Here is a 25,952-nt window from a genome sequence, read left to right on the forward strand (position 1 = left end):
TCTTTTGTTCCAATGCCAAGTGACTAAATTCCAATATCAAGTGACTTAGCTCCAAGCAGAATCGTTATTGCTCGTAGCTTCTTTCTACGTGTACTTCTTCAATCAATTCGCGAACGATCGCTGTTGCGAAACAACCCGCATCAAGAGAGAACTTAAGCGTGACATTATCTTCGTTCACTTCCCAAGTTAAATCCGTTGGTTTCAGTGACGCTTCACGACGATCATGGCGCATACGGTTACCACGAATCAGAGCCATTAGATCCGGTTCAGCATCAAGGTGTTTCTGCTCTAAAGCTTGAGACTCATCCGTCGTAGGCAAGGCATTATCTCCAGCCAAAGCAACAGTAACCAATGCTGCGCCGTTCGCGATGTCTTGGTTTACTACTTCGATGTTGTCAGCCGTTACTGCTAGTTGAGTACCGTCTTTCACCACGATATCGCCCACCAATGCTGATGCAAACGCATCTTGCTCAATACGGTCTGAAAGGATCAGGTTGTAAATCCACGAACGAGCAGCAGAAAGGTACAAGCTGCGTTTATTCTGGTTACGAGTACGAACGTTATCGCGGCCCCAACGACGAGCTTCAGATAAGTTGTTACCTTCATTACCAAAACGTTGAGCACCAAAGTAGTTTGGTACGCCGACTTGAGCGACTTTTTCCAAACGCTTGACCACATCATCGCAATCCGTTACTTCAGACAAGGTCAACTCAAATTGGTTGCCAACTAAATCGCCCGGACGTAACTTTTTGTTGTGGCGTGCTGTCGCTAGGATTTCGATGCTTGGGTATTGTGCTAAGAACGCTGAAAAGTCAGGCTCACCTTTAGGTAGGTGAACGCTCAACCACTGCTCTGTCACTGCGTGACGGTCTTTCAAACCCGCCCAGCTCACGTCTTTCGACTTAACACCGCAAGCCTTAGCTAGCTCATTAGCCACGAAGCTCGTGTTCTCACCCGTTTTACGGATGCGAACCATTAGATGCTCGCCTTCGCCAGTAAATTCAAAACCCAAGTCTTCATTAACGACAAAGTGTTCGGCTTTTGCTTTTAGTTTTGCTTTCGCAGTTGGTTTACCGTTTAGATAAGCCAATGAAGATAAAATATCTGACATGCTGTTCTTTTCGTGTTGGTGCTTACGCACTTTTAGTAATTAGGACCACCGCTTCACATGCGATGCCCTCTTTGCGACCTGTAAAACCTAAACGCTCAGTGGTCGTGGCTTTTACATTCACATTACTGATGCTGGTTTCTAAGTCTTGTGCAATAGCTTGGCACATAGACTCTATATGAGGCGCCATTTTTGGCGATTGCGCCATGATAGTAATATCGGCATTACCAATCACGTAGCCTTGTTCTTTTACTCGACGATAAACGTCTTTCAATAGCTCACGGCTGTCTGCACCTTTCCACTCATCATCGGTATCTGGAAAATGACGACCAATATCACCCGCAGCAATCGCACCTAATAGAGCGTCACATAACGCATGCAGGGCAACATCACCATCTGAGTGTGCAATAAGACCTTGTTCATAAGGGACGCTCACGCCACCAATAATTACCGGGCCTTCACCACCAAACTTATGTACATCAAAGCCATGGCCAATACGAATCATCATTATTCCTTATTCTGACTTAAATAGAACTCAGCAAGGGCTAAATCTTCTGGCTGAGTAATCTTAAAATTATCTGAGCGCCCTGTAACTAAAGCGGGCGATAAACCTTTCCACTCAAAGGCTGAAGCTTCATCGGTAATAGAAACACCTTGTTGAAGCGCCTCACTTAATGCATTCCACAGAGGTTTTGCTCTAAACATTTGCGGCGTCAGTGCATGCCACAAATCGGCTCGTTCAACGGTATGCTCGATCTGCCCTTGGGCACCACGCTTCATCGTATCACGAACAGGAGCAGCCAAAATCGCCCCTACCTCATGACTCATTGCACCGGAGATCAAATTATCGATGTCACCTAATTGAACACAAGGCCTTGCCGCATCGTGAACCATAACCCAATCACCAAGCTGTTGCTCAGCGATATAATCTAAGGCAGAGAGTACTGAGTCCGCTCTTTCGCTTCCACCAGACACTCTGAGCACTTTTGGATTCTTATTTAAGGCAAGCTCTGGGTAGTATGGGTCATCATCGCTAATAGCAACGACAATTTGAGAGACTTGTGGGTGAGACAATAATTTCTCAACGGTGTGCTCTAAAATCGTTGTGCCGCTAATTTTTAGATATTGCTTAGGACGGTCGGCCTGCATTCGGCTGCCCACGCCCGCCGCAGGTACAACGGCAATCACGCTTTGAAGTTGAATCGACATTAATGGGATTCCTCACCAATGATACGATAAAACGTTTCGCCTTCTTTCACCATTCCAAGTTCATGACGTGCACGCTCTTCTATCGCGTCTAAGCCTTGGCGTAGATCGTCAATTTCCGCAAACATCTCAGCATTACGAAGATGAAGCTTTTCATTTACTTGCTGCTGAACTTGGATTTCGTTGTTCACACCGTAGTAATCAGAGATACCATTTTTACCAAACCACAGTGTGTGTTGTAGCCAGCCAAACACTATGAGCAAAACTAAAGCAAAAATTCGCATAACACCTTTCGCTGGTTGAAAAAGAAGGAACTAGAATAAGGCACATATATACCATAATGCGCTTATTGGTGCGAGATATGTGGTACCAGGGAATCAATAAGTCGGGGAATTATTGTTGTTCGTAACACAAGATGATATTCCCACCTCCCTTCTCCGTAGGTCTCAATAATGACGAATTGTAGGTATAAAAAAGACAGTTTTATACAGGCAAAAAAATGCCCCGCATAAGCGAGGCATTTAAAAGCATTAGTGCATAATTCGCTAGGAATTATTGACCTTTAACTTCTTTAAGACCGTTGAAAGGAGCTTTAGAACCTAGAGCTTCTTCGATACGGATTAGTTGGTTGTACTTAGCAACACGGTCAGAACGGCTCATAGAACCAGTTTTGATTTGACCTGCAGCTGTACCTACCGCTAGATCTGCGATAGTTGCATCTTCAGTTTCGCCAGAACGGTGAGAGATTACTGCAGTGTAGCCAGCGTCTTTAGCCATCTTAATTGCAGCTAGAGTCTCTGTTAGAGAACCGATTTGGTTGAACTTGATAAGGATAGAGTTAGCTACGCCTTTCTCGATACCTTCAGCAAGAATCTTAGTGTTTGTAACGAAAAGATCGTCACCAACGATTTGAAGCTTGTCGCCTAGAAGTTCAGTTTGGTGCTTGAAGCCATCCCAATCTGACTCGTCAAGACCGTCTTCGATAGAAACGATAGGGAAGTTGTTCGCTAGTTCAGCTAGGTAGTGGTTGAACTCTTCAGAAGTGAAAGTTTTACCTTCGCCCTTCATGTTGTAGATGCCAGCTTCTTTGTCGAAGAACTCAGATGCAGCACAGTCCATAGCAAGAGTAACGTCTTTACCTAATTCGTAACCAGCAGCTGCAACAGCTTCTGCGATAACTTCTAGAGCTTCAGCGTTAGATTTAAGGTTAGGAGCGAAGCCACCTTCATCACCAACTGCAGTGCTGTAGCCTTTAGACTTAAGAACTTTAGCTAGGTTGTGGAACACTTCAGCGCCGATACGTAGACCTTCTTTAAGAGTTTTAGCGCCAACTGGTTGGATCATGAACTCTTGGATGTCAACGTTGTTATCTGCGTGCTCACCACCGTTGATGATGTTCATCATTGGTAGAGGCATAGAGAACTGACCAGCAGTACCGTTTAGCTCAGCGATGTGCTCGTATAGAGGCATGCCTTTCGCAGCAGCAGCAGCTTTTGCGTTAGCTAGAGATACAGCTAGGATAGCGTTCGCGCCGAACTTAGACTTGTTATCAGTACCGTCTAGGTCAAGCATAATTTGGTCAACGTCAGCTTGAACTTTAGCGTCTTTACCAACTAGAGCTTCAGCGATTGGGCCGTTTACAGCTTCAATAGCTTTAAGAACACCTTTACCTAGGAAACGTGATTTGTCGCCGTCACGTAGCTCAAGAGCTTCGCGAGAACCAGTAGATGCGCCAGATGGAGCAGCAGCCATACCTACGAAACCGCCTTCTAGGTGTACTTCAGCTTCTACAGTTGGGTTACCACGTGAATCGATGATTTCACGACCTAGAACTTTAACGATCTTAGACATTGAATGTTTCCTTCTCGTTGAATATATAAATGTCAAATTTAAAGGTAGCAGCACAACCTACGCAGCTACCTGTATTCCTTTTATTTCTCTAATTCGCCACGCTGGAACTCACCAGCCGCTTTCACGAAACCTGCAAACAATGGGTGACCATCGCGAGGTGTTGAAGTGAACTCTGGGTGGAATTGAGCAGCAACAAACCATGGGTGGTTCGGGTTTTCAATTACTTCAACCAGCTTCTTGTCCGCAGATAGGCCCGATACTTTTAGGCCCGCTTTTTCGATTTGTGGACGAAGATTGTTGTTCACTTCGTAACGGTGGCGGTGACGTTCATGGATCGTCGCGCTACCGTATAATTCGTAAGCTTTCGTCCCTTTCGCTAGGTGACAAAGCTGTGAACCAAGACGCATCGTGCCGCCTAGGTCAGATGATTCTGTACGCTCTTCAACTTTACCTTCACCATCAGTCCATTCAGTGATAAGACCAACGACTGGGTACTTAGTTTCAGAGCTGAACTCAGAAGAGTGTGCCCCTTCCATTTTCGCAACGTTACGAGCGTACTCGATAAGCGCTACTTGCATACCTAGACAGATACCTAGGTACGGTACTTTGTTTTCACGAGCGTATTGAGCAGCAAGAATTTTACCTTCAACACCACGGTCACCAAAGCCACCAGGCACTAGGATTGCATCTAGGCCTTCTAAAAGCTCTACGCCACGAGACTCAAGGTCTTGTGAATCTACGTATTTGATATTAACGCTTAGGCGATTTTTCAAGCCCGCGTGTTTTAGCGCTTCATTAACTGATTTGTAAGCATCTGGTAGTTCAATGTATTTACCAACCAGACCAATCGTCACTTCACCCGTTGGGTTAGCTTCTTCGTAAATAACTTGTTCCCATTCAGACAGGTCAGCTTCTGGAGCCGTGATGCCGAAACGCTTACATACAAGTTCATCAGTACCTTGAGCTTTAATAAGCTGAGGGATCTTGTAGATAGAGTCAACATCACGCATAGAAATAACTGCATTTTCTTGCACATTACAGAACAAGGCAATTTTCTTACGCTCGTTCGCAGGAATGTTGCGGTCTGAACGACAAACTAGGATGTCTGGCTGAATGCCAATAGACAGTAGCTCTTTTACAGAGTGTTGCGTTGGCTTAGTTTTCACTTCGCCCGCTGCTGCTAGGTATGGCACTAGAGTAAGGTGCATGAACATTGCGCGTTCACGGCCTAGTTCTACTGCTAGCTGACGAATCGCTTCCATGAATGGTAGAGATTCGATATCACCAACCGTACCACCAACTTCAACGATCGCAACATCGTGGCCAGATGCACCTGAAATAACACGCTCTTTGATAGAGTTAGTGATGTGCGGGATAACCTGAATAGTTGCACCTAGGTAATCACCGCGACGCTCTTTAGCGAGTACGTCTGAGTAAACACGACCTGCAGTGAAGTTGTTACGCTTAGTCATCTTGGTGCGAATGAATCGCTCATAGTGACCAAGGTCAAGGTCAGTTTCAGCGCCATCTTCCGTAACGAACACTTCACCGTGTTGAGTCGGGCTCATAGTGCCTGGATCAACGTTGATGTAAGGGTCAAGCTTCATCATAGTCACTTTAAGACCACGAGCTTCTAAAATAGCCGCAAGAGATGCTGCTGCAATACCTTTACCTAGAGAGGATACAACCCCGCCAGTAACAAAAATGTAATTTGTCGTCATGTTTAACCTGAAATTGGTTGAATGAGGGAAATGGATTACTTCTGGACGGGATGAAAATATACCAGAAGCCCCTTATCGCCACAACGTGAAATCTATCACACTGCAATTTTTTATTTTTTGCTTCAAATCAATTCATGATAAAAGCTTTGATTATCTTTTCTCCTCAACTTTGACCTCATCCCACATGGAATCAAGCTGTTGTAGAGAAAAATCGGTTAAATTTTTATCTTGTTGACGAACTTTTTGTTCCACTCCTTTAAAGCGACGAGAAAACTTTAGATTAGCTTTGTTCAGCGCCGTTTCTGGGCTTTTACCTAAATGTCGCACCAAATTGACCGTCGCAAACAACAGATCTCCCAACTCTTCTTCAATCAAATCTTCGTTCGGTGTGACTTGCAGCGCCTCTTCCAACACTTCGTCAACTTCCTCTAAAACCTTATCTGCCACCGGGCCAATAGCGTCCCAATCAAAGCCAAATTTCGCAACCTGCTTTTGAATCTTTGTAGCACGCGAAAGTGCAGGTAGCGAGTTTGGTATTGAGTCTAGAATACTTTCTTGAGTTTTGCCTGCTTGTGCTTTTTCTTTGGCCTTTTCAGCTTCCCAGTTGGCATTAATTTCTTCATCACTGGCAAACTCGGTATCAGAGAACACATGCGGATGGCGACGTGTTAGCTTCTCATTGATACCATCAACCACATCAGAGAACTCAAACAACCCCTGCTCTTTAGCTAACTGGCTGTAGAAAATCACCTGGAACAGCAAGTCACCCAACTCTTCTTGTAGGTTCGGCCAGTCTTTGTTGTGAATCGCGTCCACTACCTCATAGGTCTCTTCGATAGTATGCGGCACAATTGTTTCAAAATTTTGTTTTAAATCCCAAGGACAGCCACCTTCTGGATCGCGCAGCTTAGTCATAATCTGTTCAAGGTGTTCAATCGGGTGATTCATCGTTTTCTTCCTATTACTGTCTTTGATTTTTAAACTTATAGCTTCACTGAAACTAAAAGGTTCTCAAACTAAAAAAATACTAGAACTAAAAAAGGTGAGCAGCCAAAACCACTCACCTTTCTGTTTTTCTTGTTAAACAACGCGTCATTCAATGCATTGTTCGGTTTTTACTAAGTACTTGGTTCTTCTAACAAGGCAACAAACTTACGAGACTTCTGAGCATAGCTTGCCTATGTGATGAAGCGAGTATAGTGCAGTTAACACAGTTAGAAGGCCAAGTACGACGTAAAAACTAGCCTAGGCGTTTAACCGACATGACATCTTTGATTTGTTCTACTCGGCTCGTCACTCGACTCAGAATTTCAATATTGGTCACTTCCAAATCAAAATCCATTACCGACAGCTGACGTTTATAGTCGATACGGCTCTTCATTGTGGTCACACTGATCTTTTCATTCGAGAACAGTGAGGTAATGTCTTTCAACAAACCATTACGCTCTAACGCTTCGACGCGTAGCGTTAGGATGTATGAGCCGACAAATCCATGCCCCCAAACAGTATCGATAATACGTTCTGGAGCATGTAGGTTAAGTTCGCTTAGTTGTTCACAGTCACTACGGTGAACAGAGATACCACGACCTTGAGTGATGTAACCTTTAATCATATCGCCAGGAATAGGCTGACAACAGCGAGCGAGGTGTGTCATTAGGTTATCAACACCTTCAACCACTACCGCGTCTTTATTTGGACGACTCTGTTGTGCAGGCTTATTTTCCGACTCAAGCAGCTTTTCTAACGCTTTTTTATCTTCTTCTTCCGCCGTTGGTTTATTGACCAATGCATTGATGTGGTTAACCACTTGGTTAATACGTAAGTCTCCACTGCCGATGCCAGCATAAAGCTCATCAGGTGTGTTAACGTTAAAGCGTTTTAGCGCATATTGGTCGGCATCTTTTAGGGTAGCCCCCACTTTCGCAAGTTCAACTTCAAGGATATCTCGACCGGCTTCTAAATTTTTCTCGCGGCTTTGTGCTCTGAACCATGCGTTGATTTTTGCACGAGCACGACCTGAGTGAACGAAACCTGTGGTTGGATTTAGCCAATCACGCGATGGATTTGGTTCTTTCTGAGTGATGATCTCTACTTGGTCGCCCATCGATAGTTTATGGGTAAACGGTACGATACGTCCTGCTACTTTGGCACCAATACAGCGGTGCCCTACCATCGAATGGATATGGTAAGCAAAATCGAGAGGCGTAGCCCCCATCGGCAAATCGACCACGTCACCGCGAGGTGTAAATGCGTAGACACGGTCATCGAACACTTGGCTACGAACTTCATCTAGCATCTCACCAGAATCCGACATCTCCTCTTGCCAATCGATAAGTTTACGCAACCAAGTAATTTTCTCGTCGTAACCACTGCGAGCGCTTGTAGCACCTTCTTTATACTTCCAGTGCGCAGCAACCCCCAGCTCAGAATCTTCGTGCATTTGCTTAGTACGGATTTGAATCTCAATGGTCTTACCTTCAGGACCAAGAACCACGGTATGGATAGATTGGTAACCATTGGGTTTAGGGTTAGCTACATAGTCATCAAATTCACTGGGGAGGTGTTTATATTTGGTGTGAACCACACCTAGGCCGGCATAACAGTCTTGAAGTTGATCGGCGATGATACGCACAGCACGCACGTCAAAAAGCTCATCGAAGGCCAAGCCTTTCTTCTGCATTTTACGCCAGATACTGTAGATGTGTTTTGGTCGACCACTCACTTCAGCATTGATGCTTGAACGTTGCATTTCTGCCGTTAAGTCGTTAACGAAGTCTGTGATGTATTGTTCACGTACAATGCGACGCTCAGACAACTGCTTGGCAATCTGCTTGTAGGTGTCTGGCTGTTGGTAACGAAATGCGTAATCTTCAATTTCCCATTTAAGCTGACCAATGCCTAAGCGATTTGCTAATGGAGCGTAGATGTTGGAGCACTCTTTCGCCGCCGCACGACGCACAGCATCTGGAGCCTTTTTCACTTCAATAAGGTTACATATTCGCTCCGCCAGCTTGATAACTACGCAGCGGAAATCATCGACCATAGCCAATAACATGCGACGAACGTTATCGACTTGACCCGAGGCAGCACTGCCTTCAAGGGTGACGTTTAGCTGGCCCAAAGCCGCCATCTCTTCGACGCCATCAATCAACTTTACGATTTCTTTGCCGTAGCTTTCTTCAAACGCTTCGCGCTCAAAAACACCACTTGAGACGACGGGGAAAAGTTGTGCTGCCACTAAAGTGGCACGATCCATAGACAAGGTGACCAAAATTTCGATCATCTCGCGCCCACGCCAAAGCAAGAGCGAAGCTTGTTCATGATCTTTTAAAAGCTCTTCACAGTGAAGGTAAACTTTGATCAGTTTATTCGAGGTCTTTGCATCTTGATTCAGTGACGCAATCCAACGTTCTAGCTCAAACTGTTCGCTTGGGTTTAAATGTGCGCTTCGTACCGCAACCATCATGTCTTCCTAGTTATTATGTTTTATACCCAATTCAATATGACTAACTGGTTCCAAGTTAGTTCGACTCATATTGATATCAACGCAGTCTTAACTGCGCCTTTGTGATTCATTTTTAAGCCTTGATAAAAAGAGCCATCGATTCTAGATGGCTGGTGTGGGGGAACATGTCCAACATACCAAGCTTGGCTAATTGATAGCCTTGTTTTTCTAGGCTCTCAGAATCTCTAGCTAGAGTAGCAGGATTACACGAAACATAAACCACACGCTTCGCGCCTAACGCTGAAATTTGATCAACAACCCCATTCGCTCCAGCCCGTGCTGGATCCAGTAATACTTTATCGAATTTCTCTTTTGCCCAAGGCTGTAAGGATAAGTCTTCTTCAAGGTTCGCTTGGTAAAATTCCGTATTACTTAGCTGGTTTAATGCTGCATTAGATGCGGCCTGTTCTACCATTTCAGTAACACCTTCCACACCAACCACAAACGCCGATTGTTGTGCGATAGGTAAGCTGAAGTTACCTAAACCACAAAACAGATCAAGCACCCGCTCATCCGCTTGAGGTTCTAGCCACTCGATCGCTTGAGCCACCATCTGTTGATTGACCTTTTGATTCACTTGAATAAAGTGATTTGGCTCAAACGGCAATGTCACACCAGTTTCATTATAAGCTGGCGTATCACCCACCAAACGAATCAACTTGTCAGCTTCTGGCATCGAATACAGCGTAGCGCCTTCTGCCTGAGCCAACTCAATCAAAGATTGCTCATCTTTTTCAACCAAAGGCTTAAGGTGACGTAGCACCATGACAGGACCAGTATCGCCCAGCACCAATTCTACGTGTCCTAAAGAGGTAAGGTTACTGAAAGTGTTAAGTAAATTTTTCAGCTTTGGCAGCAGTACATTAAGACGGAAATCAAGCACAGCACAGTCGGTGATATTTTCAATCTGCTTACTTTGCTTCTTACGGAAACCGAACTGAAGCTGCTGTGTCTTTTTATCAACAAATAGGCTGATGCGCGCACGGCGACGATAACCCGTTTCATCACCCACGATCGGTTGGGCAACTTCGGTTTCAACGGTTTGATATTGGCTCATCAGATGTGAAAGAGACTGTGCTTTGTGCTCAACCTGAGAGGCGTAACCAAAATGCTGAAGATGACAGCCACCACACTGATTAAAGTGCTTACAAAACGGCTTTAGGCGCTGCTCGCTTGGCTTTAATAATTTGATGAGTTTCGCGCGTGCAAATTTACTCTTACTCTCAGTCAGTTGAATGACCACCTGCTCACCGGGCAATGCCCCATCAATGAAAACAGGTTTGTTTTTCTGATAAGCGATGCCAGCGCCATTGTGATCCATTCGTTCAACCAAAACCGATTGATGCTTGGTCTCGAATTGAGTTTTCTTTTTTGGTTGGAAAAAACGTGCCATTGCTTATGCCTAATGTATCTTTTAATTAGTAATTGGTATCCAGGGCTCACTATTCTGCCTTGGAATCATTGTCGAACGTCACGGCTTTGATTAAGCTTACCGTTCACTTAACCGCCATTGGGTGCGTTATTTTCCCATATCCAGACCTCGATGTAATTAAAGAACATGACCAGATATGGCTTAAGAGCCCGTGTAATTACCTTAACTCTAGCTCCAACATTGATTATTGGGTTGCTATTGAGTGCATTTTTCTCATTTAACCGCTATCAAGACCTTGAGGGTCAGGTGGTGAACACTGGTACTAGCATCATTGAACCACTGGCGATTGCGAGTGAATCAGGCATGCAGCTCGAAAGTCGAGAGTCTGTTCGACAGCTGATTAGCTATGCGCATCGAAAAAATTCTAAGCTGGTGCGCAGTATCGCGGTGTTTGATGAACGTCACGAACTGTTTGTAACCTCAAACTTCCACCCTGACTTTGAAAGCCTGACCTACCCCAAAGATAAACCGATTCCGCATTTAAGCTCATCGAACCTGCTCGATAATACGCTGATTCTTCGGACGCCTATCATTGCTGAAGGTCAGTATATAAACTCAGCCAATGGCCAATCTCAAGCCAACCAAGCGATCGGTTATATCGCGATAGAGTTAGACCTTTCATCACTTCGATTACAACAATATCAAGAGGTGTTTTCTGCATTCTTAGTGTTAGTTCTCGGGCTTGGGCTTTCAGGTGTGTTTGCCTTCCGCTTAATGCACGACGTGACCCAGCCGATCACACACATGAAAAACATGGTCGACCGAATTCGTCGTGGTCATCTCGATGTACGTATCGAAGGCAAAATGCATGGTGAGCTAGACTCGCTGAAAAACGGTATCAATGCGATGGCAGTGTCGCTGTCGGAATATCACGTTGAAATGCAACACAGTATTGACCAAGCGACCTCCGATCTACGTGAAACACTTGAACAGTTAGAGATTCAAAACGTTGAATTAGACATTGCGAAAAAGCGTGCTCAAGAAGCGGCTCGTGTTAAGTCTGAATTCTTGGCGAATATGTCTCACGAATTAAGAACGCCGCTCAACGGTGTAATTGGCTTTACTCGCCAAATGCTCAAAACCCATCTATCGAACAGCCAAACTGATTACTTGCAAACTATTGAACGCTCGGCGAACAACCTACTCAGTATTATTAACGATATCTTGGATTTCTCGAAACTCGAAGCTGGCAAGCTAGCCTTAGAGAACATCCCATTTGAATTCCAATCCAGCCTCGAAGAAGTTGTGAATCTTCAAGCAACTAATGCTCATGAAAAAGGCTTAGAACTGACCCTCAAGATCGACCCTAAAGTACCGCCAGGCGTTGTTGGTGATCCACTACGTATCCAGCAGATCTTGACTAACCTAGTTGGTAACTCCATCAAGTTTACTGAGCATGGCAACATTGATATCAGCGTTGAACTTCGCTCACAAAGCGAAGACAATATCGAGCTTCAATTCATGGTTCGCGATACTGGTATTGGTATATCTGAACGTCAACAAGCTCAGCTTTTCCAAGCCTTTAGCCAAGCAGATGCAAGTATTTCTCGTCGTTATGGTGGTACAGGTTTAGGTCTGGTTATCACCCAAAAATTGGTGAGCCAAATGGGTGGTGAAATCAGTCTAACCAGTCGTCTTCACCAAGGTTCAACCTTCTGGTTTACGTTGAGGCTTTCTACCACTGATATGCCGATGACGGAGCTGATTGAAACTCAGTGTCTACAAAACAAACAACTACTGTTGATCGAACCAAATATGCAAGCAGCGTCAATTACCCAACAGATCTTAACCCAAGAAGGGCTTGTGGTCACTTATCGTTCGGTGATGCCTGACGAGTCAACCTCGTATGACTACGTTCTGCTAAACCTTGCATCAAACCAAGAATACCAATTTGATACCGTAAGTGGTTGGGCTATTGGCGCTAAAAAAATAGCTCAGAACGTAATTATTGGTACACCAAGTACCGAATTAGCGTTAGGTGAACAATTGATGAAAGAAGTGGATGTTCAGTGCATCACCAAGCCTCTTTCTCGTAAGAAACTGCTTCAAACCCTAGTATCGAACCAAGCTCCAACCTTGATTGCACCGGCAATTGAAACGCACTCGGAAGAGAAGCTTCCATTCACCGTATTGGCTGTCGATGACAACCCTGCAAACCTTAAATTGATTACCGCACTACTGAAAGAACGCGTAGAAACCGTCATCAGTTGCACTAGCGGTCAGCAGGCTATCGACAAAGCGACAGAAACACCATTTGATATCATCTTCATGGACATTCAAATGCCACAAATGGATGGCGTGACCGCTTGTCAGAATATCAAAAAGCTAGTGAATAATGCGAATACTCCGATCATTGCAGTGACCGCTCATGCCATGATTGGCGAACGTGACCGGTTGCTTGAAGCTGGCATGGATGACTACCTAACGAAACCTATTGAAGAGCATATATTACAACAGGTTCTGATTCATTGGAGCCCAACCTCTGAGGTTGATCATATCGAAAAAATAGACCCAGATCACCCAGCAGTCTCAGTCGAAATCGATAATAGCCAAATATCAGAAAGTGAAATAAGTGTGCACAAAAACATCATCATAGATTGGCAAGCTGCAATGAAACAAGCAGCCAATAAAGAAGACCTCGCACGAGATATGTTGCAAATGCTAGTGGAGTTTATTCCTGAGGTTTATGAGGCAACTGAGAGAGCGATAGAAGATAGTGATTACCCTGTTGAAGAGCTAATACACATAATCCACAAGATGCATGGCAGCAGCTCATACAGTGGTGTACCAAGGCTTAAATCGGTATGTGCAACGATAGAGAAAGAGCTGCGATCTGGCATTTCCATTGAAGATATTGAACCGGAGCTTTTTGAACTTCAGGATGAGTTAGATAAGGTTCAAGCAACCGCGGTTCATTATTTAAAACCATCTAGCATCTGATATCTAGTTAGCGATTTAGCGTTTAACGACTAAGAATATACAAACCAATAAAAAAGCAGAGCTCATGGACTCTGCTTTTTTATGTTTGCTGATTAATTAGGCACTAGATTTAGATTAGCGGCAACAGGTTTAGGATTCGAGTAATACCGTTGCCACAGCATAGTGGCGCTCATCCGAGATAGTGAGGTGGATCGACCTAGTTCCACTCGTATCGGCGATTTCACGAGCTTTCTTATGTAGGATCAATACTGGCTTACCATGTTCATCATTTGAAATCTCGAAGTCATGAAAGGTCACACCAAGGGCAATCCCCGTACCTAACGCTTTAGATGCCGCTTCTTTTGCGGCAAAACGCTTTGCAAGGTAGCGCCCTTTTTGCTTAATTTTCTGAAAGACTTCAAATTCAGAACTCGTCAAAATACGCTGAGCAAAAGCGTCACCACTTCGTGATAGTGCCTTCTCTATGCGTTCAATTTCTGCGATATCGGTACCTAATCCAACAACAGCCATTATTAACCTTTACTACTCAACTCGTTACTACTCAACATGCTACGACTCAATTTGTCGCTTATGGTTACCGCTTACCTAAGTTACCGCTTGCCTAACTACTTATTACGTGCTGTTTCCATAACGGATTTCATGTCTGCAACGGCTCTGTTCAAGCCATCAAAGACAGCGCGTCCCATGATAGAGTGGCCAATATTCAGCTCATAAATCTCAGGAAGCGCCGCAATCGGTGCTACATTGTGGTAAGTCAGGCCATGACCCGCATTGACAGTGATACCAAGATCGTCAGCATAGCTTGCGCCAGCTGCAATCTTTTTCAGTTCATCTTGCTGATCTTCTTCTGTTTTCGCATCAGCGTAATGACCAGTATGAAGCTCAATGAACGGCGCACCACATACTTTAGCTGCATCGATTTGCTGACGATCCGCATCAATAAATAGCGACACCTTAATACCAGCAGCAGACAGTTTTTCCGTCGCCGCTTTGATCTTTTCAAGTTGGCCGACAACGTCTAAGCCACCTTCAGTGGTCAGCTCTTCACGTTTCTCAGGAACTAAGCAAACGAACTCAGGATTAGTATCGAGTGCAATTTGAACCATTTCGTCCGTCACAGCCATCTCTAAATTCATTCGCGTTTGAATAGTTTCAGCCAGAATACGCACATCACGATCAACAATATGGCGACGATCTTCACGTAAATGGATGGTAATGCCATCAGCGCCTGCACGTTCAGCGATTTCAGCTGCGTGTACTGGATCTGGGTATTTAGTCCCACGTGCATTACGTAGTGTTGCAATATGATCGATATTAACGCCTAAAAGGATTGAGCTCATTTTCCAATACTCCGTGCTCTAGAGAGGGCTATTGTTGGCATAAATAGCTCTCTGCTTTTTAATGGTTTGCCGCCAAGATACGGCTTTAAGGCTATGCGTGTAAAGCGTTTTGCTGCTTTTAACTGTTCTTTAGTGATAAACCTACGTTCGCTGATTGCGATAAGTTCATCGCCCATAAATGTCAGATTATCTCGACGCACTGAAGCAATAAAACCTTTCTGTTCTCGGTATCGATAAGTCATGTTTGGCGCGACCAGTTCACCGCTACCAGCGCAATGCAAAAAGTCGACACCATATCCCATCGCGGATAGTAGAGCCAACTCAAAACGACGCAATGCTGGCTCCGGATTTTCATTATGAGCCAGTTCTGTTAAAGCATGAAGATAGTCATGAAAAAGTGCAGGCATGGGTACTTCGGCCATCAACACTCGACCAATCAGCTCATTCACGTACATCGCTGAATATAAGTTTATCCCCGAGAGAGGAAGCCCTAAACTAATTGGCTCAGCTTGACGTAAGGTTTTCATTGAACTGTTGCCAGACCACTTTAGCAATAGCGGCGTAAAAGGTTGTAATGCACCTTTCAAATTGGAACGCTTGCTTCGAGCGCCTTTAGACATCAAGGTCACCCGACCGAACTCTTCGCTGAAGACGTCCAAGATCAGACTCGACTCACTGTATGGTCGACGGTGCAACACAAAGCATCGATGTAAACCTTCGCTCAATCACTTACCCTTCTTACAGATACAAAAAGAGAGAGTTCGCACTCTCTCTAGAAATTATATTAAGTTCAACTTTCGTGATATCAGAAAGTGACGTTCAATATATTATAGATCGTCGATGTAACCTAATGAGCGAAGTGCACGCTCATCATCAGCCCAACCCGATTTAACCTTGACCCAAGTTTCTAAGTAAACCTTACGGCCAAATAGGTCTTCCATATCAATACGCGCTTCACGACCAATTGTTTTGATCTTCTCGCCCGCTTTACCAATCACCATTTTCTTTTGACCCGTTCGTTCAACAAGAATCAGAGCGTTGATGTGGAAGCCATCGTTGTCTGGGTTGTAATCAAAGCGCTCTATTTCAACCGTTACCGAATAAGGTAGCTCTTCGCCTGTGAATCTCATCAGCTTTTCACGGATAATCTCAGACGCCATAAAGCGCTGCGAGCGATCCGTCACGTACTCTTCAGGGAAGTGATGGGTCGCTTTTGGTAAATGCTCACGTACATGCTTACGTAATACATCAATGTTTTTACCTTGCTTCGCCGAGATTGGCACAACATCAACGAATTCCATCTTCTTAGAGACTTCCATCATATGCTGCATGACGTTAGTACGATCCTGAACGTTATCAACTTTGTTAATGCAAAGTACAACTGGGAAGTCCGTCTTCTTCAGTTTGTTCAGAACCATTTCATCGTCGTCAGTCCAGTGTGTTCCATCCACAAGGAAGAAGACTAGGTTCACATCACTCAGAGAACTGTTCGCCGCACGGTTCATCAAACGGTTGATTGCACGCTTTTCTTCAATATGAAGTCCAGGAGTATCAACAAAGATCGCTTGGTAATCACCCTCAGTTTCGACGCCCATAATACGGTGACGTGTCGTCTGTGGTTTACGTGATGTAATAGAAATCTTCTGTCCCAGAATATGGTTCAGAAGCGTTGATTTACCTACGTTTGGGCGACCTACAATAGCGATGAAGCCACAGTGTTGGTTTTCCGGTAGGCCTGTTTTTTTGCTATCCGATGAAAAAAATGCATCGATATCGAAATCTTGGTTGTTATCAGACATTGCTTAGTTGCTCTAATGCTGTTTCAGCAGCCGCTTGCTCTGCCTTGCGGCGGCTAGTGCCTTTACCGATAACAGGTTTATCCACACCTGCCACTTCACACTCAACCGTAAACTCTTGGTTGTGTGCTTCACCTTTAATATTAGTCACTGTGTAGACAGGTAGAGGATTTCTTCGACCTTGTAAAAACTCTTGAAGGCGAGTTTTGGGATCTTTTTGAGATACTCCAGGCTGAATAGCTTCTAGGCGAGATTGGTACCAGCTCAAAATAATGCGACGAACCGTCTCGGTATCACTATCTAAATAGACAGCACCAATAATCGCTTCAACCGCATCCGCTAGAATAGAATCACGACGGAAACCGCCACTCTTCAACTCACCTGGACCTAATTTTAAGTAATCTCCTAGTTCGAATTCACGACCTAGTTCAGCCAATGTATGACCACGCACCAGTGTTGCACGCATACGGCTCATGTCACCTTCGTTTACCTTAGGAAAACGGTGGTAAAGATCATCAGCGATAACAAAACTTAAAATTGAATCGCCCAGAAACTCAAGACGTTCGTTATGTTTACCTGCGGCGCTGCGGTGAGTCAGCGCCAAGTGGATAAGATCGGCATCATTAAACTGATAGCCAATCTTTCTCTCTAGTTTATCAATTGGAGAATTCATGATCTCTCGATGTGTTAATTGATCGATTAATGAATCCCACCGATGCGATTAAAACGCACACCAGTAGGAATCCATGTTGGAAGTACACTGTCTGAACCACGTTCGAACTCGAAGCTGATCCAAATCGCAACGGCCTTACCAACAAGGTTTGCTTCAGGGACAAAGCCCCAGTAACGGCTATCGGCACTGTTGTCACGGTTATCACCCATCACAAAGTACTGGCCTTCTGGAACGACCCACTCGTTAACACCATTACGGGGCTGATATGCTTGCACACGATCACGGCGTAATGGGTTAACTAAAATTTGGTGCTCTACGTCTCCAAGCTGTTCATTCAGCTGAATAAGAGGCACACCATCTTGAACAAATTGGCTTTCTTCAACGTGACTTAGTTTCACTGGATCACAGCTACTTGTACCCTTCGCTTGAATGCAAATCTCTTTTCGACTGCTGTAACGAATGGTGTCACCTGGCATACCAACAACACGCTTGATGTAGTCGATATTAGGCTGTGGTGGGTACTTAAATACGATTGAATCACCACGTTCTGGTTTGCCCGTTTCAACCAGTTGAGTACGCCATACCGGGTCTTTTAGACCGTACGCATACTTCTCTACCAAGATAAAATCACCCACCAAAAGGGTTGGCATCATCGAGCCAGACGGGATCTGAAACGGTTCATAAATAAATGAACGCAGAATCAAAACAAATGCAATGACCGGGAAAATGGAAACACTGTTCTCAACCCACCAAGGCTGAGCCGTAACTTTTGCGCTCGTTTCAGCGTCTAGACCTGTCGATTGTGCTTCAACGTCAGCCAGTTTCTGCTGGCGCTTCTTTGCCCACAACCACTTTTCCAACGCCCATACAATGCCAGTCACTAGAGTTACGATCACTAAGATAAGTGAAAATGTATTAGCCATTGATATCCCTTAAATTTCATTTCTTTAAAAATAACGAAAGTGAAAGAATAGCGAGCTACTCTTTCACTTTCAATTATTCGTTTAATGCTGGATAAAGTTAGTCTTTACCAACATGAAGAATCGCTAAGAATGCTTCTTGAGGCAGTTCAACGTTACCGATCTGCTTCATACGCTTCTTACCTTCTTTTTGTTTCTTAAGAAGTTTCTTCTTACGACTGATATCACCACCGTAACATTTTGCGATTACGTTCTTACGCAGTTGTTTCACTGTAGAACGAGCAATGATGTGGTTACCAATCGCAGCTTGAATCGCAATATCGAACATCTGACGAGGGATGAATTCTTTCATCTTCTCTACCAGTAGACGACCACGAGACTGAGCAATGTCTTTGTGCGTGATGATAGCCAGTGCATCAACCGTTTCACCATTCAACAATACGTCTACACGTACCATGTTTGATGGCTCGTAGCGTTGGAAGTTGTAATCCAATGATGCGTAACCGCGAGACGTTGACTTCAGACGGTCGAAGAAGTCTAGAACCACTTCTGCCATAGGAAGATCGTACGTCACAGCAACTTGGTTACCGTGGTAAACCATGTCTACTTGTACGCCACGCTTCTCAACACACAGTGTGATTACGTTACCTAGGTAATCCGAAGGTACCAGAATATTACAGCGTGCAATTGGTTCACGAATTTCTTCAAGGTCATTAACCGCTGGCAGTTTAGCCGGGCTATCAACGTACAGAACTGTTTTATCTGTTTTTACAACTTCATACACTACGGTTGGAGCCGTTGTGATGAGGTCTAGGTCGTATTCACGCTCTAGACGCTCTTGGATGATCTCCATGTGAAGCATTCCTAAGAAGCCACAACGGAAACCAAAGCCAAGTGCTGCTGAACTTTCTGGTTCGTAGAACAGTGATGCATCATTTAGGCTTAGTTTGCCTAGTGCGTCACGGAAGTTTTCGTAGTCATCAGATGAAACAGGGAACAGGCCTGCATATACCTGAGGCTTCACTTTTTGGAATCCAGGTAGACGTTCAGTACAGCCGCCTTTAGCAAGCGTCAAGGTATCACCAACAGGCGCACCTAGAATGTCTTTAATGCCACAAACAACCCAACCTACCTCGCCAGTATTCAGCTCAGTGGTGTCGATTCGCTTAGGAGTGAAGATACCTAGACGGTCAACTCCCCAAACTTGGTCTGTCGACATGACTTTAATCTTGTCATTCTTCTTCAGCTTACCGTTTTTGATACGTACCAAAGAAACTACGCCAAGGTAGTTATCGAACCAAGAGTCAATAATAAGGGCTTGTAGAGGCGCATCTGGATCACCTTCCGGTGGTGGAATAGCCGTTACGATGTTTTCTAGAACATCGTCAACACCTACCCCTGTTTTCGCAGAACAGCGAGTCGCTTCCATAGCATCGATGCCAACGATCTCTTCGATTTCTTCAGCAACACGTTCTGGTTCAGCAGCGGGTAGGTCAATCTTGTTCAAGATTGGCACCACTTCCAGCTCCATTTCGATTGCTGTGTAACAGTTTGCTAGAGTTTGTGCTTCAACACCTTGGCCAGCATCTACTACAAGTAGCGCGCCTTCACAAGCCGCTAGAGAGCGGGATACTTCATAAGAAAAGTCTACGTGTCCAGGGGTGTCGATAAAGTTAAGTTGGTAAGTTTCTCCATCTTTAGCTTTATAATCTAAAGTCACACTCTGCGCTTTAATTGTAATACCACGTTCGCGTTCTATATCCATAGAATCGAGGACTTGAGCTGCCATCTCACGTGCACTTAATCCTCCACAAACTTGGATTAAGCGGTCAGAAAGGGTCGACTTACCGTGGTCGATGTGGGCGATAATCGAAAAATTACGAATGTGCTTCATAGGCTTGGTATGACTAAACTCTTTGTATAGGGATAATAAGAAAGCCGCTATGCTTCCAACCTAATATTAGCATTGGTGGCGGCATTTCAATCAAGTTGGCAGATTCTACCCAATTTAAGGGCAAGACGCATCATAAATTAGACGAGAGACTCACCTAGAATTCGAATCAAGACGACTTCTTGCTTGGATTTGTCTTCCATTGGTTTGGCTAACCGCTTCGCCAAGGCAATACCAGCAGTGGTAAATAGTGCAGCACAGAGTATAACAACCCCTTCGCCCCCTTGGAGCAAGGGCTGTAACAAGAGTTGTCCAAAGCCAGCACCAATCATCAACATGAAAAGTGGGACGAGGTAAACAATAGCCGCCGACTGAAGCAGACTTTTTTCTGGGAAGCCAATCTCTACAATTTGTCCGGCTTTAACAAGGCTTTTGGTTTTAAACTGCCAAAACAAAGCTTTATTACCAACGGCCTTGGTGACAATACCGGTTCCGCAGCTTTTTTGAGAAGAGCAACTACTGCAACTGGTTTGCTGTTCGCAGCTCAGTTGAACAAAATATTGCTTACCTTTTTGCTCGACTGAGCTAACGGTCGCCAACGCGGTCATCATTGCACTGGTACCGAGTTATTGAACGTGACTGATTGAGCGATACGCTTAGCCGTTGCAGGCGGAATATCGCCGACTACAGATACTTCCCTGTTGCCCATCACTAAACTATGTAAGGTTCTGCGCCCTTGACGTACCAATTGCCCTTTCAATGAGTGCTCATCTTTTTCGGCGATATACACCGAAAAACTAAACAACCCATCACTGAAAAGTTGACTCTCAACCATTTTTTCGGTCACCGCCATTTGATAACGGCTAAGCTCTTTTGACTTAAATCCTTCAGGAATCCAAGAAGCTTGCCAGTTAGTTTCACTCACCAAGCCTTCTGGTAATGACAAAACCTTCGGCAGTTTAACTTGATTCAAGCCACCCATTGCTTCTGCGATCTTATCATTCACCACGTAAGAGATAGTGCGGTACTGTTCTAGCACTTCGCCATCACGATCTAAAAGATCGGCACGTAAAGGAAGATGAGTTTTCTCGTCGACCCAAACTACGTAAGAGTAACGAAGGCCATCTTTCGGCACCACGCGTAATACTTGTGTTGTGCTCCCCGCTTCACGAGATCGCCCAACTTTTACGAAGTCGTAGTACCGGTTAAGAGAATCGATATCTCTATTAATCATCGGAATGACAGGGGCAACCATACTGCCAGACAAAATAGTAAATGGCTCAGTCCCCGGCTCGACGTAGCTAACTTCATTGCCACGTCGAATGACTTCACGCACAGGGCCACTGAGATAAACAAGGTGTGCGAGCTGTTGATCGTCGTTAACTGCATGACGATAAAGCAGAGGCTCAATACTGCTCTTCTTTATCAATATATAGGAGAGTTCGTAATTTAGATGCTGACTGGCCTCATTCATTTGATGCAATAACGCCTTTGCAGAGAGTTCTTCTGCAAAGGCTGTTGGAGACATCAAGCTGAACAGTGTCAGTGCACTGACCAGGATTTTCTTCATTCAATATCCGATTCTAAATGTGCATCTTCCATTGATGATGCGTCACCGTTTAATCTTAACTGCAGTTCATAATCTTCCAGCAATGCATGAACGCGTTTACGTTGTTCTTGTAAGTTAGCCTCAGATACAGGCTTAGAAACAGAGTCTCGCGTTAGGCTTACTGGTTCTGCAGAGCCCGCAAATGGAATCGTCTGTAATACAGGTAACTGCTCTGGTGCTGCTGGATCGTTACCACCATACTGCTGAACACCCAATACAACCGCTAATGAAACACACGCTGCCACGGCAACTTGTCCAAACTGTTGTAGCCATGCAGGAAGCTGACGTTTCGCTTGCTGAGGCTTTGGTTGCTCTTCGATTGGAGCAACCGTAGGTTCAACATTCACTTGGTGCAGGTTTGGCATTGCACTATGCGCAGGCTCGGCTTCAAGCGCCGCTGCCACACTGTCAGCAATGTTCCAATCTTTCGTTTCTGGCGCATCCCCACGCATCACGTCACCAATTAAATGGTAACTCTGCCAGGTATTCATGCTTTCTTGATCAGATTCAAGATCTACTATGAGAGCTTTATCGATCGTTTCACCATCCATGAGTGCCGAAAGCTTTTCTTTATCAGCCATTATTTTCACCATAATTATTACAAGTTCTAGCGTTGCAAAAGAGGTTTAATTTTCTTTTCCACCGCTTCACGAGCTCGGAAAATACGCGAACGTACGGTTCCTACAGGGCAATCCATTACTTCTGCAATCTCTTCGTAGCTCAAACCTTCGAGCTCACGCAGCGTCATTGCAGTTTTTAAGTCTTCTGGTAGCGCTTCAATCGCACCAAAAACAACTTGTTTCAACTCTTTTGACAGCGTTAAGTTCTCAGGGTTCGATATTTCTTTTAACGCGCTGCCTGTTTCGTAATATTCTGCATCTTCTGCATCTACATCCGTTGCTGGCGGCCTGCGGCCCTGGGCAACGATATGATTTTTAGCGGTGTTCACGGCAATTCGATACAGCCATGTATAGAAGGCACTCTCGCCACGAAAGTTAGGTATCGCGCGGTAAGCTTTAATAAAAGCTTCTTGTGCTACATCAGGTACATCACCGGAATTATTCACGTATCGAGAGATAAGATTACAGACTTTATTTTGATACTTAACCACTAATAAGTTAAACGCCTGCTTATCTCCACTCTGAACTCGCTCAATCAACACTTGATCGGTTAGCTGCTCGTTCATTCGAGCGGGTACTCCTATTGTTATAACCCTTACCTTCACAGATATGGGTACTAATTATGCGAAATGTAGTATTGACACCACCGTCTACAAGAGCACTATTGTGACTAAGCCAAATACTGAAAGTTCCAACTTTCTTAAAATTATTTGCCATTATTGTTTCACAATGTGATGTAATGAAAATAGCTATCCCTATCAATTTGGGAAAACTTGAGCAAAAGCAATGGTATTGAGCAATTAAATATTTCTAGATAGCTGTCTATATCTTGATTTTGCATAGCGTTTTAGGATGACTCAGAAGATTATAACAGTCTTACTGCAACTCCTAAAACAAGACAAAGTCAATTGAGTGTAGACAATTCGACTATAGCCCGGGATTTAATAAGTTTTATGAACGCAAACCGTGAACATCAGTGTGATGTATTAGTGGTAGGAAGTGGTGCGGCAGGCTTGTCATTAGCTTTACGCGTAGCAGAACATGCAAAAGTAATTGTATTAAGCAAAGGACCACGCAGCGAAGGATCGACGTATTACGCACAAGGTGGTATCGCCGCGGTGTTCGATGAGTCGGACAGTATTGAGTCTCATGTAGAGGATACTCAAATTGCTGGGGCCGGGTTATGCGAAGAAGATACAGTTCAATTCATTGCTGAAAATGCTAAAGAGTGTGTGCAATGGCTGATTGATGGTGGTGTTCCATTTGATAAAGATGAGAATAGCACGGAAGGTCAGCCAAAATATCACCTCACTCGTGAGGGTGGACATAGCCACCGCAGAATTCTTCATGCAGCCGATGCCACCGGCATGGCGATGCAAACTTCGCTACAAGATAACGTCAACAACCACCCCAACATCGAGATCTTCGAGCGCCACAATGCGCTGGATTTGATCACTGAAGATAAAATTGGTGGTTCGAAAGACAAGGTTATCGGTGCCTACATTTGGAACCGTAACCAAGAACACGTCGAAACCGTGCGCGCTAAATTTGTTGTGCTAGCAACAGGCGGCGCTTCAAAGGTTTACCAATATACCTCCAACCCAGATGTCTCTTCAGGTGATGGTATTGCTATCGCTTGGCGTGCGGGTTGCCGAGTAGCCAACCTTGAGTTCAACCAGTTCCACCCAACGTGCTTATTCCACCCAGAAGCGCGCAACTTCCTACTAACGGAAGCACTGCGTGGTGAAGGAGCCTACCTTCGTCGTCCAGATGGCTCCCGCTTTATGAAAGATTTCGATGAGCGCGGTGAATTGGCTCCGCGTGATGTAGTTGCTCGTGCAATTGATTTTGAAATGAAGCGCTTAGGTGCTGATTGCATGTATGTCGATATCAGTCACAAACCTGAAGAGTTCATCACCACGCACTTCCCAATGATCCACACGCGCTTGATGGATTTGGGGATTGATATGACCAAAGAAGCTATTCCTATAGTACCAGCAGCCCACTACACCTGTGGTGGTGTCATGGTGAATAAGCAAGGTCAAACCGACCTAGCGAATCTGTATGCGATTGGTGAAGTGAGCTACACCGGCCTACACGGTGCGAACCGTATGGCTTCTAACTCACTGCTTGAATGTGTGGTTTACGCATGGGCGGCAGCCAAAGACATCGTGGAAAACATCGACCAGTCTCAGCTTTGTGCTGAACTACCAGCATGGGATGAAAGCCAAGTCACCAACAGTGATGAAGAGGTTATCATTCAGCACAACTGGCACGAACTACGCCTATTCATGTGGGATTACATGGGGATTGTTCGAACCGATAAACGACTAGAACGTGCACTACGCCGTATCCAGATGTTGCAACAAGAAACTCATGAGTACTACAGCTACTTTAGGGTTTCGAATAACCTGTTAGAACTGCGTAACTTGCTACAGGTTGCTGAGTTAATGGTTCGCTGTGCAATGCAACGTAAAGAGAGCCGCGGATTACACTACACGTTAGATTACCCTGAGCTTGCAAAAGACAGTGGCCCAACAATTCTTACACCAGAGAAAACCCAATCGTAAATATAAGTAACAGATAAAAAAGGAGCAAGTGCTCCTTTTTTATCTAGCGCTCTCGTTGTAAGTGTGCCAGTAAATGACGATACTCACGCTCACGACAGCTGTCTCGCCATAGTAAGACAGAGTGTCCACACTCGAATTGCAGTTTGACAAAGAACTGTGCCCAGACTTTGTCAACGGACTTTAATTTATAACCTTGGTCATTCAGCTTTATCTCACCATCGTCTTTATAATCAAAATGCCCATAAGCGGAATTCAATATCACATTATTTGTTCTAAACAAGTTGATTATTAAAGGTAAGCAATAGAGGCTAATAACGAGCGGAATGGAAGAAAGAACAATGAAAAACAAAAGGCACCCAAAAATAGTGCCTTTTGCGAATAATGCAGAATATGAAGGGTTAAGCTGAAGCTTAACGAACCTTGCTGAGGTTATGTGCGACAATTTTATCAACCATTGATGCGTGACCTAAGTTCTCACTGCGTCCATGCCCCATTACCCAAGTAAACAGATCTGGATCATCGCACTCTAGTAGAGAAACAAACTCTCGCTGTTCCTGCTCTTGCAATGAATCAAAACACTCTTCAAAAAATGGCATGATGACGACATCAAGTTCTAACATGCCCCGACGGCAACCCCATTTAATTCGTGCTTTCTGCTCTGCAGTGTACATTAGCTATCCTCACCTATAATTTTGCTTTCTCGGAGTGTAACAAGTCAGGCGCTCTGCAACTACTGTGTGAGTCACAGTCCCTATCTAAGCTCACAAAAA

Annotated in this window: 24 protein-coding genes; 2 read left to right on the forward strand and 22 right to left on the reverse strand. The window is 44.6% G+C overall.

Translation table 11 applies throughout. The annotated features are described in order from the left end of the window. Window positions 1-64: 64 nt before the first annotated feature. The 9 genes from truD to rlmD all read right to left on the reverse strand — a co-directional run bounded on the left by truD (window position 65) and on the right by rlmD (window position 10,784). Window positions 65-1,111, reverse strand: a complete 1,047-nt coding sequence (gene truD, locus OCU50_RS11910; protein WP_060468609.1) for a tRNA pseudouridine(13) synthase TruD — start codon at window positions 1,109-1,111, stop codon at window positions 65-67. A 22-nt stretch (window positions 1,112-1,133) separates the two neighbouring features. After that, complete coding sequence (gene ispF, locus OCU50_RS11915) at window positions 1,134-1,613, reverse strand: 2-C-methyl-D-erythritol 2,4-cyclodiphosphate synthase (protein WP_060468610.1); 480 nt, start codon at window positions 1,611-1,613, stop codon at window positions 1,134-1,136. A gap of 2 nt (window positions 1,614-1,615) precedes the next feature. Next, window positions 1,616-2,317, reverse strand: coding sequence for a 2-C-methyl-D-erythritol 4-phosphate cytidylyltransferase (ispD, locus tag OCU50_RS11920; RefSeq protein ID WP_060468611.1), 702 nt, complete (start codon window positions 2,315-2,317; stop codon window positions 1,616-1,618). Next, window positions 2,317-2,598, reverse strand: coding sequence for a cell division protein FtsB (gene ftsB, locus OCU50_RS11925; protein WP_060468612.1), 282 nt, complete (start codon window positions 2,596-2,598; stop codon window positions 2,317-2,319). Before ftsB ends, ispD begins: the two co-directional genes overlap by 1 nt. Before the next feature lie 268 nt (window positions 2,599-2,866). Then, entirely contained in the window at window positions 2,867-4,165 is a 1,299-nt protein-coding gene (gene eno, locus OCU50_RS11930) for a phosphopyruvate hydratase (RefSeq protein ID WP_060468613.1), read from the reverse strand. Between the two features lie 80 nt (window positions 4,166-4,245). Next, the gene (locus tag OCU50_RS11935; protein ID WP_060468614.1) at window positions 4,246-5,886 is read right to left on the reverse strand and encodes a CTP synthase; all 1,641 of its coding nucleotides are present in this window, start codon (window positions 5,884-5,886) and stop codon (window positions 4,246-4,248) included. Window positions 5,887-6,036: 150 nt separating this feature from the next. Beyond that, window positions 6,037-6,834: a nucleoside triphosphate pyrophosphohydrolase gene (mazG, locus tag OCU50_RS11940; RefSeq protein WP_060468615.1), complete on the reverse strand. Its 798-nt coding sequence runs from the start codon at window positions 6,832-6,834 to the stop codon at window positions 6,037-6,039. Window positions 6,835-7,126: 292 nt separating this feature from the next. After that, complete coding sequence (relA, locus tag OCU50_RS11945) at window positions 7,127-9,349, reverse strand: GTP diphosphokinase (RefSeq protein ID WP_060468616.1); 2,223 nt, start codon at window positions 9,347-9,349, stop codon at window positions 7,127-7,129. 115 nt (window positions 9,350-9,464) lie between these two features. Next, entirely contained in the window at window positions 9,465-10,784 is a 1,320-nt protein-coding gene (gene rlmD, locus OCU50_RS11950; protein WP_060468617.1) for a 23S rRNA (uracil(1939)-C(5))-methyltransferase RlmD, read from the reverse strand. A gap of 165 nt (window positions 10,785-10,949) precedes the next feature. Between rlmD and barA the strand changes: the two genes are divergently transcribed. After that, complete coding sequence (gene barA, locus OCU50_RS11955; protein ID WP_060468618.1) at window positions 10,950-13,763, forward strand: two-component sensor histidine kinase BarA; 2,814 nt, start codon at window positions 10,950-10,952, stop codon at window positions 13,761-13,763. Window positions 13,764-13,892: 129 nt separating this feature from the next. On the opposite strand, the gene acpS is transcribed toward barA, so the two are convergent. From acpS to rpoE, 11 genes are all read right to left on the reverse strand, one after another. After that, window positions 13,893-14,273, reverse strand: coding sequence for a holo-ACP synthase (acpS, locus tag OCU50_RS11960; RefSeq protein WP_017056569.1), 381 nt, complete (start codon window positions 14,271-14,273; stop codon window positions 13,893-13,895). Window positions 14,274-14,368: 95 nt separating this feature from the next. Next, a complete protein-coding gene (pdxJ, locus tag OCU50_RS11965) occupies window positions 14,369-15,103 on the reverse strand; it encodes a pyridoxine 5'-phosphate synthase (protein ID WP_060468619.1) in 735 nt (244 codons plus the stop codon). After that, complete coding sequence (gene recO / locus OCU50_RS11970) at window positions 15,100-15,828, reverse strand: DNA repair protein RecO (RefSeq protein ID WP_060468620.1); 729 nt, start codon at window positions 15,826-15,828, stop codon at window positions 15,100-15,102. Before recO ends, pdxJ begins: the two co-directional genes overlap by 4 nt. A gap of 102 nt (window positions 15,829-15,930) precedes the next feature. Continuing rightward, window positions 15,931-16,902, reverse strand: a complete 972-nt coding sequence (gene era / locus OCU50_RS11975) for a GTPase Era (protein ID WP_017056566.1) — start codon at window positions 16,900-16,902, stop codon at window positions 15,931-15,933. Further along, entirely contained in the window at window positions 16,895-17,572 is a 678-nt protein-coding gene (gene rnc / locus OCU50_RS11980; RefSeq protein WP_017056565.1) for a ribonuclease III, read from the reverse strand. Before rnc ends, era begins: the two co-directional genes overlap by 8 nt. A gap of 26 nt (window positions 17,573-17,598) precedes the next feature. Continuing rightward, window positions 17,599-18,495, reverse strand: a complete 897-nt coding sequence (lepB, locus tag OCU50_RS11985; RefSeq protein WP_060468621.1) for a signal peptidase I — start codon at window positions 18,493-18,495, stop codon at window positions 17,599-17,601. Window positions 18,496-18,592: 97 nt separating this feature from the next. After that, window positions 18,593-20,386 carry a translation elongation factor 4 gene (gene lepA, locus OCU50_RS11990; RefSeq protein WP_060468622.1) on the reverse strand — a complete coding sequence of 598 codons (1,794 nt, stop codon included), beginning with the start codon at window positions 20,384-20,386 and terminating at the stop codon, window positions 18,593-18,595. 137 nt (window positions 20,387-20,523) lie between these two features. Beyond that, window positions 20,524-20,994, reverse strand: a complete 471-nt coding sequence (locus OCU50_RS11995) for a SoxR reducing system RseC family protein (protein WP_060468623.1) — start codon at window positions 20,992-20,994, stop codon at window positions 20,524-20,526. Continuing rightward, window positions 20,991-21,953, reverse strand: coding sequence for a sigma-E factor regulatory protein RseB (gene rseB / locus OCU50_RS12000; RefSeq protein ID WP_060468624.1), 963 nt, complete (start codon window positions 21,951-21,953; stop codon window positions 20,991-20,993). Before rseB ends, OCU50_RS11995 begins: the two co-directional genes overlap by 4 nt. Further along, window positions 21,950-22,573 (reverse strand): RseA family anti-sigma factor, encoded by a 624-nt coding sequence (locus tag OCU50_RS12005; protein ID WP_060468625.1) that lies wholly within the window; start codon window positions 22,571-22,573, stop codon window positions 21,950-21,952. Before OCU50_RS12005 ends, rseB begins: the two co-directional genes overlap by 4 nt. A 26-nt stretch (window positions 22,574-22,599) precedes the next feature. Next, window positions 22,600-23,178: an RNA polymerase sigma factor RpoE gene (gene rpoE / locus OCU50_RS12010; protein ID WP_004739025.1), complete on the reverse strand. Its 579-nt coding sequence runs from the start codon at window positions 23,176-23,178 to the stop codon at window positions 22,600-22,602. Window positions 23,179-23,565: 387 nt separating this feature from the next. Between rpoE and nadB the strand changes: the two genes are divergently transcribed. Beyond that, a complete protein-coding gene (gene nadB, locus OCU50_RS12015) occupies window positions 23,566-25,182 on the forward strand; it encodes an L-aspartate oxidase (protein WP_060468626.1) in 1,617 nt (538 codons plus the stop codon). Window positions 25,183-25,225: 43 nt separating this feature from the next. Here the strand turns inward: nadB and OCU50_RS20720 are convergent, their stop codons facing one another. Beyond that, window positions 25,226-25,633 (reverse strand): protein YgfX, encoded by a 408-nt coding sequence (locus OCU50_RS20720; protein ID WP_306345493.1) that lies wholly within the window; start codon window positions 25,631-25,633, stop codon window positions 25,226-25,228. Then, window positions 25,593-25,853 carry an FAD assembly factor SdhE gene (locus OCU50_RS12020; RefSeq protein WP_004735374.1) on the reverse strand — a complete coding sequence of 87 codons (261 nt, stop codon included), beginning with the start codon at window positions 25,851-25,853 and terminating at the stop codon, window positions 25,593-25,595. The genes OCU50_RS20720 and OCU50_RS12020 overlap by 41 nt, the downstream gene beginning before the upstream one ends. Window positions 25,854-25,952: the final 99 nt, after the last annotated feature.

This window comes from Vibrio toranzoniae (assembly GCF_024347655.1).
GTDB classification, from domain to species: Bacteria; Pseudomonadota; Gammaproteobacteria; order Enterobacterales; family Vibrionaceae; genus Vibrio; species Vibrio toranzoniae.

What these genes read in the sequence shown, in the direction of transcription:
- truD (WP_060468609.1), bottom strand. Translation starts at nt 1,111, where the DNA reads ATGTCAGATATTTTATCTTCATTGGCTTATCTAAACGGTAAACCAACT.
- ispF (WP_060468610.1), bottom strand. Translation starts at nt 1,613, where the DNA reads ATGATTCGTATTGGCCATGGCTTTGATGTACATAAGTTTGGTGGTGAA.
- ispD (WP_060468611.1), bottom strand. Translation starts at nt 2,317, where the DNA reads ATGTCGATTCAACTTCAAAGCGTGATTGCCGTTGTACCTGCGGCGGGC.
- ftsB (WP_060468612.1), bottom strand. Translation starts at nt 2,598, where the DNA reads ATGCGAATTTTTGCTTTAGTTTTGCTCATAGTGTTTGGCTGGCTACAA.
- eno (WP_060468613.1), bottom strand. Translation starts at nt 4,165, where the DNA reads ATGTCTAAGATCGTTAAAGTTCTAGGTCGTGAAATCATCGATTCACGT.
- OCU50_RS11935 (WP_060468614.1), bottom strand. Translation starts at nt 5,886, where the DNA reads ATGACGACAAATTACATTTTTGTTACTGGCGGGGTTGTATCCTCTCTA.
- mazG (WP_060468615.1), bottom strand. Translation starts at nt 6,834, where the DNA reads ATGAATCACCCGATTGAACACCTTGAACAGATTATGACTAAGCTGCGC.
- relA (WP_060468616.1), bottom strand. Translation starts at nt 9,349, where the DNA reads ATGGTTGCGGTACGAAGCGCACATTTAAACCCAAGCGAACAGTTTGAG.
- rlmD (WP_060468617.1), bottom strand. Translation starts at nt 10,784, where the DNA reads ATGGCACGTTTTTTCCAACCAAAAAAGAAAACTCAATTCGAGACCAAG.
- barA (WP_060468618.1), top strand. Translation starts at nt 10,950, where the DNA reads ATGACCAGATATGGCTTAAGAGCCCGTGTAATTACCTTAACTCTAGCT.
- acpS (WP_017056569.1), bottom strand. Translation starts at nt 14,273, where the DNA reads ATGGCTGTTGTTGGATTAGGTACCGATATCGCAGAAATTGAACGCATA.
- pdxJ (WP_060468619.1), bottom strand. Translation starts at nt 15,103, where the DNA reads ATGAGCTCAATCCTTTTAGGCGTTAATATCGATCATATTGCAACACTA.
- era (WP_017056566.1), bottom strand. Translation starts at nt 16,902, where the DNA reads ATGTCTGATAACAACCAAGATTTCGATATCGATGCATTTTTTTCATCG.
- rnc (WP_017056565.1), bottom strand. Translation starts at nt 17,572, where the DNA reads ATGAATTCTCCAATTGATAAACTAGAGAGAAAGATTGGCTATCAGTTT.
- lepB (WP_060468621.1), bottom strand. Translation starts at nt 18,495, where the DNA reads ATGGCTAATACATTTTCACTTATCTTAGTGATCGTAACTCTAGTGACT.
- lepA (WP_060468622.1), bottom strand. Translation starts at nt 20,386, where the DNA reads ATGAAGCACATTCGTAATTTTTCGATTATCGCCCACATCGACCACGGT.
- OCU50_RS11995 (WP_060468623.1), bottom strand. Translation starts at nt 20,994, where the DNA reads ATGATGACCGCGTTGGCGACCGTTAGCTCAGTCGAGCAAAAAGGTAAG.
- rseB (WP_060468624.1), bottom strand. Translation starts at nt 21,953, where the DNA reads ATGAAGAAAATCCTGGTCAGTGCACTGACACTGTTCAGCTTGATGTCT.
- OCU50_RS12005 (WP_060468625.1), bottom strand. Translation starts at nt 22,573, where the DNA reads ATGGCTGATAAAGAAAAGCTTTCGGCACTCATGGATGGTGAAACGATC.
- rpoE (WP_004739025.1), bottom strand. Translation starts at nt 23,178, where the DNA reads ATGAACGAGCAGCTAACCGATCAAGTGTTGATTGAGCGAGTTCAGAGT.
- nadB (WP_060468626.1), top strand. Translation starts at nt 23,566, where the DNA reads ATGAACGCAAACCGTGAACATCAGTGTGATGTATTAGTGGTAGGAAGT.
- OCU50_RS12020 (WP_004735374.1), bottom strand. Translation starts at nt 25,853, where the DNA reads ATGTACACTGCAGAGCAGAAAGCACGAATTAAATGGGGTTGCCGTCGG.